Origin of the sequence: Crocosphaera sp. Alani8 (assembly GCF_038442745.1) — a bacterium.
GTDB lineage: Bacteria > Cyanobacteriota > Cyanobacteriia > Cyanobacteriales > Microcystaceae > Crocosphaera.
The window spans coordinates 1-11997 of the sequence record NZ_JARVCN010000067.1 but is presented as its reverse complement, the minus strand read 5'-3'; the positions used below and the strand labels follow the sequence as shown (position 1 = coordinate 11997).

At 41.8% G+C, this 11997-nt stretch carries 8 protein-coding genes and 1 pseudogene; 2 read left to right on the top strand and 7 right to left on the bottom strand.

Annotated elements, in window-relative coordinates; translation table 11 throughout:
- The 5 genes from P9B04_RS05260 to P9B04_RS05240 form a co-directional block, all read right to left on the bottom strand.
- The coding region (locus P9B04_RS05260) for a hypothetical protein (protein WP_342053950.1) at positions 1–256 on the bottom strand (256 nt) is incomplete at its 3' end.
- 84 nt (positions 257–340) lie between these two features.
- Entirely contained in the window at positions 341–2404 is a 2064-nt protein-coding gene (locus P9B04_RS05255) for an NAD(P)H-quinone oxidoreductase subunit 5 (RefSeq protein WP_342053949.1), read from the bottom strand.
- Between the two features lie 214 nt (positions 2405–2618).
- Positions 2619–2909, bottom strand: coding sequence for a hypothetical protein (locus tag P9B04_RS05250; protein ID WP_342053948.1), 291 nt, complete (start codon positions 2907–2909; stop codon positions 2619–2621).
- A gap of 6 nt (positions 2910–2915) precedes the next feature.
- Positions 2916–3965, bottom strand: a complete 1050-nt coding sequence (locus P9B04_RS05245) for an ABC transporter permease (RefSeq protein WP_342053947.1) — start codon at positions 3963–3965, stop codon at positions 2916–2918.
- 114 nt (positions 3966–4079) lie between these two features.
- Positions 4080–4598, bottom strand: a complete 519-nt coding sequence (locus P9B04_RS05240) for an adenine phosphoribosyltransferase (RefSeq protein WP_342053951.1) — start codon at positions 4596–4598, stop codon at positions 4080–4082.
- Between the two features lie 191 nt (positions 4599–4789).
- Between P9B04_RS05240 and dnaK the strand changes: the two genes are divergently transcribed.
- Both dnaK and P9B04_RS05230 read left to right on the top strand, forming a co-directional pair.
- Positions 4790–6982, top strand: a complete 2193-nt coding sequence (gene dnaK / locus P9B04_RS05235; protein ID WP_342053946.1) for a molecular chaperone DnaK — start codon at positions 4790–4792, stop codon at positions 6980–6982.
- A gap of 63 nt (positions 6983–7045) precedes the next feature.
- Positions 7046–7912: a J domain-containing protein gene (locus tag P9B04_RS05230; RefSeq protein WP_342053945.1), complete on the top strand. Its 867-nt coding sequence runs from the start codon at positions 7046–7048 to the stop codon at positions 7910–7912.
- A gap of 64 nt (positions 7913–7976) precedes the next feature.
- On the opposite strand, the gene P9B04_RS05225 is transcribed toward P9B04_RS05230, so the two are convergent.
- Positions 7977–11024, bottom strand: a complete 3048-nt coding sequence (locus tag P9B04_RS05225) for an efflux RND transporter permease subunit (RefSeq protein ID WP_342053944.1) — start codon at positions 11022–11024, stop codon at positions 7977–7979.
- A 387-nt stretch (positions 11025–11411) separates the two neighbouring features.
- Positions 11412–11997: pseudogene (locus P9B04_RS05220) on the bottom strand (MFS transporter); the annotation flags it as partial.

The following is an 11997-nucleotide window of genomic DNA, read 5'->3' as shown; positions in this document are numbered from 1 at the left end:
CTTTGTCCCCTAACTTTCGGCGAGTCCCCCCAGACTTTTTGAGAAGCTTCTTTTCACAGTGTGCTTTTTCTACCTGTAGTAAAAATTCAATATCCTTAATTGCTTGTTGTAATTTTTCTTGTAATTTTTTCCTATTAGCAAGCTTTTGACTGATACAATTGGCAACCAAGACAGCAAGAAAAGTATTTACGGTAGAAAATATGCCAGATAGTAAAGTCTTTTGAATCTCAATATTAGAGAAGTCTAAAGAAAACATTTTTTAATCCTTTTAATCATTATCGATAATCATAAAAAAGAAAAAGGGGCAATATTGCCCCTTGAAACAAACTAAAAAAATGATTTAAACCACGCTAAAAACAATCACAAATCCTAATACTGCCCCAAAAACAATCAAGGCATAAAATTGAGCGCGACCATTTTCTAGATACTTCAACCCTTCCCCACTCACTAAAGCAGCTAAACCGGTCAAATTAACCGCGCCATCAATAACACGATAATCCACTTCCATAATTTGACGGGCTAAGCGACGACATCCCATGACAAAGACGCTATGGTAAACATCATCGAAATACCATTTATTGAGGGAAAATTGATACAACGTAGGAACCTTATCGGCGATCGCTTTAGGATCGATTTTGTGCTGCAAATACATCAAAGAAGCGATGGTAATACCTATCAAAGCAATACCCACCGAATTTCCAGCCATAATACCAAACTCCGTCCAGTCGAAGTGAGAAACCTCTTCTATTACCTCTCCAGGGGCGTGTATAAAGCCTTCAAAAGTATTATCCCAAGGTCTCCCCAATAAACCGATAACTGTCGAAGGAATGGCTAAAATGAGCAAGGGTAGGGTCATGGTTAAAGGAGACTCGTGAGGATATTCACTATGTCCATGGCCGTGATCACCGTGATCGTCGTGACCATGACTTTCCTTATCGTGATCCAATTCTTTCACATCCATTGCCCCAGGACCAAACACAGGGGCGGCTGCTGCTGATAACTCCGCCCGAATGTCCATATTGTTGCCTCGGAAGTCTCCTTCGAAGGTCATAAAATACATCCGAAACATATAAAAAGCGGTTAAACCGGCGGTTAACCAACCCACTACCCATAAACTGGGGTTAGCTTCAAAGGCTAGACCTAAAATCTCATCTTTTGACCAGAAACCAGCAAAGGGAGGGATTCCACAAATAGCCAAAGTTCCTATCAAAAATGCCAAGGAAGTGAGGGGCATATATTTCCGTAGTCCCCCCATTAAACGCATATCCTGTGCTAAGACTGGATCGTGGCCGACAACCTCTTCCATTCCATGAATAACGGACCCAGAACAGAGGAATAACATCGCTTTGAAATAAGCATGGGTCATTAGGTGAAATAGTCCAGCAGTATATGCACCGATACCCATAGCCATCACCATGTAACCTAGTTGGGAAATGGTAGAGTAGGCTAACCCCTTCTTAATATCATTTTGGGTTAAGGCGATGGTTGCCCCTAAAAAGGAGGTGATAGCCCCTGTCCAGGCGATAACAGTCATGACTACAGGAATGTTCTCAAATACAGGATACATCCGAGCAACCAAAAAGACACCCGCCGCTACCATCGTTGCTGCGTGAATTAACGCAGAGATAGGTGTAGGACCTTCCATCGCGTCCGGTAACCACACATGGAGGGGGAACTGTGCCGACTTGGCCACAGGTCCGAGGAAGACTAATACGGCAAATAGGGCAGCTAAAGCCGGGGCGATCATTCCTGAAGATACTAACTCTTCTAACCTTTCCCCCATCACATCAAATTCAAAGCTTCCTGTGGCCCAGTAAATGCCTAGCATTCCTAATAGTAGGCCAAAGTCACCCACACGGTTAGTGACAAAAGCTTTTTGGCAAGCATCCGCCGCTGCTTTGCGATCGAACCAGAAACCGATCAGCAGATAGGAACACATCCCCACCAGTTCCCAGAAGATATAAACCTGCACTAAGTTAGGACTGATCACCAATCCCAACATGGAGGCACTAAAAATACTTAAATAGGCATAAAAGCGTACATAGCTTGGATCGTGGGCCATATAACCATCAGTGTACACCATAACCAAAAGGGCCACTGTGGTGACAATAACGCACATCAAGGCACTAATATGATCCAGGGTGTAACCCATTTGTAAGGTGAAATTACCTGCTGCAGCCCATTCGATCATACGGGTGTATTCTGCATGACCTTGAATTTGACTCCACAGTAGGGTAAGAGATAACACCATCGATGCCCCTATGAGGGAAATAATAACCACTGCGTTGACTTGTCTCAAGCGGTTGGTTGCTTCATTAAACGAAATTAAGCCTAAACCTACCAACATCGCCCCCAACAAGGGCAACACTGGAATTAGCCAGGCATATTGATAAATAGGTTCCATAGAGTAATGCCTAAGTTATTTGTTCTCTACTTTAGTTGATAACGTTAACTATTCTGTTATAGACTTTTTTTAACGAATTTTTCAAATCTATAATAATATAAAAAGGAGTTGGAGCATTTTTGGTGGCTTTAACGTTTGTTTTAGATGGGTTTAAAAGGTAGTGTGACCATCTTGCTCAATATGCTAATGCAAAACTTGTGCAAAATTTACTTTTTTAAATCGACATAAATTCTATTCTGGGTATTAGGGGATCTTTGACTAATCCAATTCCTTGAAAGTCCCACCGTTGTAAAATTGTTTTTAATTGTGTTCCTGATGCGGATTCTACAATAAAGCGATCGCTAACATCAGAACCGTGGGTATTAAGATAACTCAAGGCTTCAAAATTTTCTGAAAAGACCAATAAATAACTCACAGGGGTTTCATCTTCTTCCCGACTAATCTGGGCGATCAAATATTTACCATCTACTTTAGAACGAAGGATATGATAGAGTTGTGAAAACATTTTTTCTTATTTAAAATTCTCCAATTTAATGCGAGGGTCAACCGCTTTTAATAATAAGTCGGCTAGTAAATTACCTACAATTAGCATCGTAGCACCCATGGTCAAACTTCCCATAACTAAATATAAATCTTGTGCCGTTACTGCTTGTAAAATTAGTCTTCCCAACCCTGGCCAATTAAAGAAAAATTCGGCAATAAATGACCCTCCTAATAAACTAGCAAATTCAAATCCTAAAAGGGTAATTAAGGGATTGATAGCGTTGCGTAAAGCGTGAACGTATATAATTTTGTCTTCTGGCAACCCTTTTGCTCTCGCCGTTTGAATATAATCTTGTCTCATTACATCTAACATTTGCCCTCGCATTAGACGCATCAATCCGGCAAAACTGGTGATGCTTAAGGCAATAGTTGGCAAAATCATGTGCCATCCAATATCTAATAGCTTACCAATAGGAGATAATTCTGAATGGTTTAAACTAGTCATATTTCCTACTGGTAATAGAGGAGAAAAATATTGAGCAACAATTAATAAAACTAAAGCAGTAATAAAACTCGGAAAACCTTGTCCTAAATAGCTAATAACCCTCAAAATCTTGTCAGTTAAACTACTTTGTTTGACTGCACTCAAAATGCCTAAAGGAATAGCTATCAACCACGTTAAAATAATAGAAGAAATAGCTAACAATAAGGTGGCAGAAATTCTCTCAGCTAATAAAGAAGCAACGGAACGATTGTAAACAAAACTTGTCCCAAAGTCTAATCTAGTAATAACCCTTATCAACCATCGCCAATATTGAACATACCAGGGTTGATCTAAGCCAAACTGAGTGGTTAATTGTTTAATAGTTTCCTCAGCAATTTTAGGATTTTGTTTTAAGGTATCCAAGTAGTTTCCTGGAGCAATTTGAATAATAATAAAACTAAGCACAGAGGCTAATAAAATAGTTAATAGACCTTGTAAAACTCGTTTCAAAATGTAAACAATGGTGTCTGCATCTAAAAAGTTTTGCAATTTATTTAAAAGGTTACTTTTTTGGGGAGATACAATAGGGTTCATGGGGTTAATAGTGTATAGTATTATTAATCTTAGTTTCTACACTTGTAAGACGTATCAGTGGTCATTGTTTAGAACTAAAAACAAAAAGTCTTAGTATTAACTAACGTTTCAGGTTCAATATTCTATTAAACTAATAATAGGAACATCAGGAAGTTTTTTACGACCTTCTAGATCTGTTAACTCAATAATAAAAGCAAATCCCAAAACATTACAACCAATTTTTCCTAACAATTCTGCCGTTGCCTTTGCTGTTCCTCCTGTTGCCATTAAATCATCTACGACCAAAACATTATGATGTTTTTCCAAAGCATCTTGATGAATTTCTAAACTATCCGTCCCGTATTCTAATTCGTATTCAACCCGATGAACCGCAGCCGGTAACTTACCTGGTTTTCTAACAGGAACAAACCCTGCATTTAATTGATAAGCTAGAGGAACTCCAAACAGAAAGCCACGGGATTCCATTCCCACAATATAATCGGGGAATAAATTAGCACCTTGACATTTTTCCTTCAAAATATCCACAGTGTAACGTAACCCTTGGGCATCACCCAGTAAAGTTGTAATGTCTTTGAAAACGATACCCGATTTAGGAAAATCAGGAACATCACGAATCAACCCTTTAAGATCCATTTCTTCTCTTTGAGTAAATTTTCTCAACGATTATATCCGAGTTTTCCCCAGATTAAAATATCTCAATCAGTAATTAGTCGCCGATAAACGATGACAATTAGATACAATATTGTCAACGAGACACAATCAAGCTAAACTCTCGAACGAACACCAACCGCGATTAAATGGAGTAGCTGGAGCAAAAAACGCACATGGGCAAAGTAGTCGGCATTGATCTGGGGACAACTAATTCTGTTGTTGCAGTAATGGAAGGGGGAAAACCAGTAGTGATAGCCAACTCAGAAGGAATGCGTACTACCCCTTCTGTGGTTGGCTTCAATAAGGATGGAGAATTAGTCGTCGGACAAATGGCAAGACGACAAGCGGTTTTGAACCCTCAAAACACTTATTATGGGGTAAAACGGTATCTGGGGCGAAAATACCCCGAATTGACCCCAGAATCAAAACAAGTCCCTTACACTATCCGTCGCGACGAATACGGCAGCATTAAAATTAAATGCCCTCGCCTCAAAAAAGACTTTGCCCCGGAAGAAATTTCAGCCAAAATTCTCCGTAAATTGGCAGAAGAAGCAGAACGCTACTTAGGAGAACCAGTCACCGGAGCCGTAATCACGGTTCCAGCCTATTTCAACGACTCCCAACGTCAAGCCACCAGAGACGCAGGAAGAATCGCAGGATTAGAGGTTTTACGCATTATCAACGAACCTACCGCAGCCTCCTTAGCTTATGGATTAGATCAAGAAGTCTCACAAAAAATCCTCGTCTTTGACTTAGGAGGAGGAACCTTCGATGTATCTGTCTTAGAAGTTGGGGACGGTGTATTTGAAGTAAAAGCCACCAGTGGAGATACCCAACTAGGGGGAGGAGACTTTGATAAACGTATCGTAGACTGGTTAGCAGCACAATTTCTTGAACAAGAAAAGGTCGATCTCCGTAAAGATAGACAAGCATTACAACGACTCACAGAAGCCGCAGAAAAAGCCAAAATCGAGCTATCAGGGGTCAGTGTCACCGATGTCAATCTCCCCTTCATCACTGCTACCGAAGACGGTCCTAAGCACCTTGATACCCGTCTAACTCGCCCTCAGTTAGAAGACCTCTGCGGAGATTTAGTAGCCCGTCTCACTCGTCCAATAAAACGGGCTTTAAACGATGCCAGATTAACCCCCATACAAATCGATGAAGTAGTATTAGTGGGTGGGGGAACTAGGATGCCCATGATCAAAGCCCTAGTGCGCAGCTTTATTGACAAAGAACCTAACGAAAACGTTAACCCCGACGAAGTGGTAGCCATAGGGGCAGCCATTCAATCAGGGATTCTAGCAGGGGAAGTTAAAGAAATCCTCTTATTAGACGTGACTCCTCTTTCTCTGGGTTTGGAAACCATCGGCGGTGTCACCAAAAAACTAATCCCCCGCAATACCACCATTCCCGTGCGTCGTTCTGATATTTTTTCCACAGGGGAAAATAATCAAACTATGGTAGAAATTCATGCGGTGCAAGGAGAAAGGGAACTAGCTAGAGACAATAAGTCCTTGGGACGGTTTAAACTAACCGGCATACCCCCCGCACCCAGAGGCATTCCTCAAGTACAAGTAGCCTTCGATATCGACGCTAACGGCATTTTACAAGTAACAGCGCGCGATCGCACCACCGGCAGAGAACAAAGCGTCATCATACAAGGTGCCTCTACCCTCAGCGAAGGGGAAATTAACCGTATGATTAACGAAGCAGCGGAGTTTGCCGAAGAAGATAGACAAAGACGAGAACGCATTGAAAAACGGAATAAGGCCAAAGCATTGACCGATCAAGCATTACGACGGTTAAAAGACGTTACCCTAGATTTCGGAACCCAGTTCACCAGTGTTTATCGTCGTCAAATCGAATCTCTAAACTCAGAAATCCTCGACAGTTTAGAAAAAGACGACGAAAGACGCTTAGATCGGGCGCAAGCAGACCTAGAAGATGTTTTATACGAACTCAATCGGGAAGTTCGCTTACAATACGACGATGAAGAAGACGAGGGCATTTTTGAGTCTATCCGTCGCACTCTCACTGGAGACGACGAAGATGACTACCCCTACACCCCTCGTGGTTCAAATTATGGCGACAACTATGGCACACCCCGTTACCCAGAAAGAAGAGACTATGGAAACCCTCGTTACGATGAGCGTCAAACCTACGGTTCTCCTCGTTACGAATCCTATAACGACTCTTATGATCAATGGGAAGAAGATCGCCCCAGTCCTCGATCGCCCCGTCGTTCCTCCTCTGATCGCCGTCCCTATCCCCCCCAAGACTCCGACACCTACTACACTCGTGATCGTTCCCGTCGTATTCCCCGAGAAAATCAATGGGATGAAGAGGACGACGATTGGTTCTAAACTCCCAAGCTCATTACAATAAAGATCCTAAATCTGATTCCCTGTCCCGTTTTACACTGATATATGCAGCAACTTCTTAACTACTATGCCATTTTAGGGGTTTCTCGAGATGCCACCGCCGAAGAGATAAAAAAATCTTTTCGTAAACTCGCTCGGCAGTATCATCCCGATGTTAACCCAGGGGATAAGACAGCAGAAGAAAAATTTAAAAGTATTAACGAAGCTTACGATATTCTTTCCGATGAAGGGAAACGGGCTGAATACGATCGCAACCGTTTCGGTAAAAGCAAACGTCGCCCTCCTCGTCCCTCCCGTAACGGCAACAATAGCAGTGGTTATAACCAAGATCAGGAATTCTGGCAGTTTCGAGACTACAACCCCAATACCAAAAGGGCAAAAGTAGTTAACCCCTCCCGCAACCGAAGGGATGTAGAGGCTAAGTTAAATATTCCCCTAGAAAAAGCCTACGGAGGTGGACGGGAGCGCATTCGTTTAGAAGACGGGCGATCATTAGAAGTGGATATGCCCTCCGCCATGATTGATGGCCAAAAAATTCGTCTCAAAGGGCAAGGACTTCAGGGAGGAGATCTATACCTCAAAATTACCATAACCCCTCACCCTTTTTTTGAGTTACGAGGCCAGGATATCGCTTGTCAAGTTCCTGTAACTCCTAGTGAGGCTATTCTAGGGGGTTCTGTAGAAGTTCCCACCATCGACGGTTTGGTTAAAATGACAGTGCCGAAAGGGGTGCGTCCTGGTCAGCGTCTTCGGTTGGCCAATAAAGGATATCCCGATGCTTCGGGGCAAAGGGGGGATCAGCTAGTAGAAATACAAATAGCCATTCCTTCTGAGGTGAGTGCAGAAGAAATAGCTCTATATCAAAAAATTCGAGAACAAGAACAGTTTAATCCCCGCAAACACTGGTTTTAAACAAAATTGTCATGGCCTCGAATTATACTCATATCTGTAGGCAAGTTGAACTTAATACAATTAGCTATCCAATTAGGCGACGAAATCCTTTGTACACGCCATCGATATAAGTAAACATCACTGGTACCACCACCAATGTTAATAAGGTGGAAGTAATTAAACCACCGATGACCGCAATTGCCATGGGACTTCTAACCTGACCATCTGCCCCTAACGCTAGAGCAATGGGAGACATCCCCGCAATAGTTGATAAAGTGGTCATGCAAATGGGCCGTAAACGGGACACCCCTGCTTCTACCAGTGCCTTGAATTTAGGTTTACCATCTTTCATGTAACTCAAGGTAAAATCTACCAAGAGAATAGCATTTTTGGTTACTAATCCCATCAACAAAACGATTCCAATCAAAGCAAATAAACCTAGTTCGTTTTGGGTGAGCAACAATCCGAGTAAAGCACCTCCAATTGAGAGGGGCAAGGAGAGCATAATGGCGATAGGATAGAGGAAGTTACTATAGAGCAACACCAAAACTCCGTAAATACAGAGGATTGCCATACTCAATGCTGTGCCAAACCGAGTGAAAACATTTCGCATAATTTTGGCATCTCCGAAAGGTTCTTCGGTTACGTTAGAGGGTAGGGGATTCATCCCTGGTAAAGCCCGTACTTTTTCTAAGGCATCCCCTAAAGAAATACCTTCTAGGTTCGCTGAAAGTTCTACTTGTCGGTTGCGATTAAAGCGTTTGATTTCTGCTGGACCACTACCTAAGCGAATGCTTGCCACTGCATTTAATGGGACCAATGTGCCATCGTTAGCAGGGACTCTGAGATTTTTCAAGATGTCGATATCCTTGCGCTCTTCTGAAGCGACCTTAACACGAATGGGAATTTGACGGTCAGGCAGGTTAAATTTGGCTAGATTCGAGTCCGTATCCCCTAAAAATGCTAAGGCTGCTGTTCTGGCGATCGCTTGAACGGAAACCCCTAAATCACTCATTCGCACCGGATCTGGTTCGATAATAATTTCTGGTTTAACCAAACTCATACTGGAAGTCACCTCTACTAGCCCTGGAATTTGACTCATTTGCTCTTCTAAGGTGTTGGCTACTTGGGCTAGGGCTGCAGGGTTATCGCTTTTGAGTATAATTGATAAATCTTTACTGCCACCCCCCACTGCTTCACGGACAAATGTAACCCTGGCCCCTGGAATTTCTTGCAATTTAGGGCGCATTTTGTCTTCAAATTCCTTTTGAGACAAGTCACGTTCGTCTTTGGCAATTAGTTTAACGTACATGAAAGCAGTGTTGACTTGACCATCATCCCCCACCTCAGCCAGAATTTTGTCTACGGTTGGACTAGGTTGTAGGATTTCAGTTACCTGCTGTGCTACTGAAGTTGTTTCTTGGAGGGTGGCACCTGGAGGCAATTCCACACTCACTTGACTGAACCCTATATCCAAATTACTAAATAATCCCTTGGGTATGTAAGGAACCAGTTGTAAACTACCAATGAAAAAAGCCATCGCTAATAAGATGGTGACGATGCGATTGCGTAAAGACCAGGTTAGTAAACTTCGGTAAGGGGTTAAAGAACGAGGTTTGTCGGGATGAAACCCAGATTCTGATTTACGGGGTTTCGATTTTAGTAGGGCCGCGCTTAGCATGGGAATCATGGTAGTGGCTACCAAAGTGGAAAACATGGTAGAAACCGCCACTGTTACCCCAAAAGGTTGAAAATACTGCCCAGGAATCCCTCCCATAAAGGCTACTGGTAAAAATACCCCCACAATGGTTGCAGTAGTTGCTACCACCGCTAACCCAATTTCTACAGATCCGTCCCAGGCTGCTTGCAAAGGTTTTTTCCCCATTTGCAAGTGGGTATCAATGTTCTCGATCATACAAATAGCATCGTCTACTAGATTCCCAATCGCTAAAGCCAAGGCCAACAACGTCATGTCATTGAGGGTGTAGTCTAATATTCTGATAGCTGCGAAAGTGGGTATCAAGGATAAAGGTAGGGCAATAGAAGTGATTAGGGTTGCCCGCCAATCTTTGAGGAATAATCCTACTACAATTACTGTTAAAACACATCCTAAAATGAGGGCATCAAGGGTTCCCCTGTAGCTGTTGCGGATGGAGTCTCCTTGGGTAAAAATTAGGGAAAACTCCAGGTCTTCGGGAAAGATTGTCTTAGATTCATCAATGATTTTACGGACGTCTTCTTCTACAGAAACTAATGTGCTACCAGTACTACGAAAAACGGAAAATCCTACCATGGGTTGGCCGTTGAGATAAGTAGACTGACGAGGATCGTCATAACTGTCCCTCACCTTCCCTAAGTTACTGAGGGGAACTATATCTCCGTTGGGTAGGGTGATGGGGTAAGATTTCAACTCTGACACAGATTCCGCACTACCTAGAATTCTGACGTTCTGCTCGCTTCCACCAACGTCTGAACGTCCTCCTGGCAAGTTAATATTAAAGTTACGAATCTGATCGTTAACTTGGGTAGCAGTAATGCCGTAAGCTAGTATTCTGTCTGGGTCTAAGTCTACCCTAATTTCGCGGTCTACACCACCAATACGATTGATTTGGGCAACCCCTTCGACGTTGAGTAGTTCCCTGGCTATTTTACGGTCTACCAGGTCGCTTAATTCCTCTACTGATCTCTTATCGGAGGATACACTATAGGCCAGTATTGAACTCCCTGCCAATTTTACTCGTCTGACAATCGGCTCATCTACATCTTCGGGTAAGTCTTGGCGAATCTGAGTGACAGCATTGCGAACATCGTTAGTTGCTTGGTCTGTATCAGTTCCCAAGATAAAATTAATGACGGTGACGCTGTTACCATCGGTGACAGTAGAGATAATTTCGTCAATATCCCCTAATCCCGCTACTGCGTCTTCAATTTTCTTGGTAACTTGGTTTTCTAACTCTACGGGACTTGCTCCTCGTTGAGTTACACTAACACTAACAATAGGAACGTCAATATTGGGAGTATTATCTATCCCTAAATTAACGAAGGAAAATATACCTACTATTGCCATAACCATGAAGGCTAGTAGGACAGCAACAGGGTTTTTAATTGACCACGTTGAAAGGTGGAAGGACATAACGGAAACTGTATTTTTTATTTATATTTAATTATTAAATATAGCATTATTTTCGGTACAGTCGTTTCAAAAAGATTTTTCTAGTAAAATACTTGTTAAATATTATAAAAAAAACAACCATACTTTTCCAAAAAATCAACAATATTTAATCGTAAATGCCAATAAGAAATAGATTAAAAAATCAACAATAAATTTATTGTAATTTTGTTTATTGGGATTTTTAAAATTTAAAATTATGACTAATAAGGATTGATATAAAAGGTATTATCATAGTTATAAAAAACCGTAAATTCTGAATTTCTTTAGAGAAGTTTACATATTAAATTAGACTAAGGTTATAATTTTAGAACTTCACCTTAACCAAATCAGTTGTCATTTGATTTATTACTAATCATGGTCAGGAATAAGTGATTCAAGATTGCGAAGCTTTTTAACTCCATATCCTCCTAAGCCGATCAAAAACATTGCCAAAGCACAAATAACATAGAGTAGGGCAATACCCGAACCTTTTTCTGTACCTAATAACCAGCCAAATATCTTTGCCAGCAAACCCTCTGATCTCATGGCCGGTTCAAAAATGTAATCTGCTAAAGGTCCAGCTATTAAATAGCCAAGGGATGAAATTATCCGAATCATCATCATACGAATAGCAAAAACCCGTCCTTGTATTTCAGAACTTACTTTTCCTAACCAAATAACATCAGCAGAACTGCCCATCACAGGAAAATTAAAAGAAGAACAAAACTGCATGGGAACCCAAACTGAAAGACCCGTACCCAATCCAAATATCATCTTGCTCAAACCTGCTCCCATCATCCCCAATTGTACTCCGTCGACTCGACGTTGAAAACCATTCCATTTGGTCATCAATAAAGCTCCGAGAACACCCCCAAATCCAGCAGCAGAAGCCACACTACCTAAACTCACATCTTGCACCAAGAAAAGTTGATATGAGAAGCGATGGCTAAAACCC

Bases quoted from the DNA above. Each gene is read 5' to 3' on its own strand.
- P9B04_RS05255 (WP_342053949.1), bottom strand. From the start codon at position 2,404: ATGGAACCTATTTATCAATATGCCTGGCTAATTCCAGTGTTGCCCTTG.
- P9B04_RS05230 (WP_342053945.1), top strand. From the start codon at position 7,046: ATGCAGCAACTTCTTAACTACTATGCCATTTTAGGGGTTTCTCGAGAT.
- dnaK (WP_342053946.1), top strand. From the start codon at position 4,790: ATGGGCAAAGTAGTCGGCATTGATCTGGGGACAACTAATTCTGTTGTT.
- P9B04_RS05245 (WP_342053947.1), bottom strand. From the start codon at position 3,965: ATGAACCCTATTGTATCTCCCCAAAAAAGTAACCTTTTAAATAAATTG.
- P9B04_RS05225 (WP_342053944.1), bottom strand. From the start codon at position 11,024: ATGTCCTTCCACCTTTCAACGTGGTCAATTAAAAACCCTGTTGCTGTC.
- P9B04_RS05250 (WP_342053948.1), bottom strand. From the start codon at position 2,909: ATGTTTTCACAACTCTATCATATCCTTCGTTCTAAAGTAGATGGTAAA.
- P9B04_RS05240 (WP_342053951.1), bottom strand. From the start codon at position 4,598: ATGGATCTTAAAGGGTTGATTCGTGATGTTCCTGATTTTCCTAAATCG.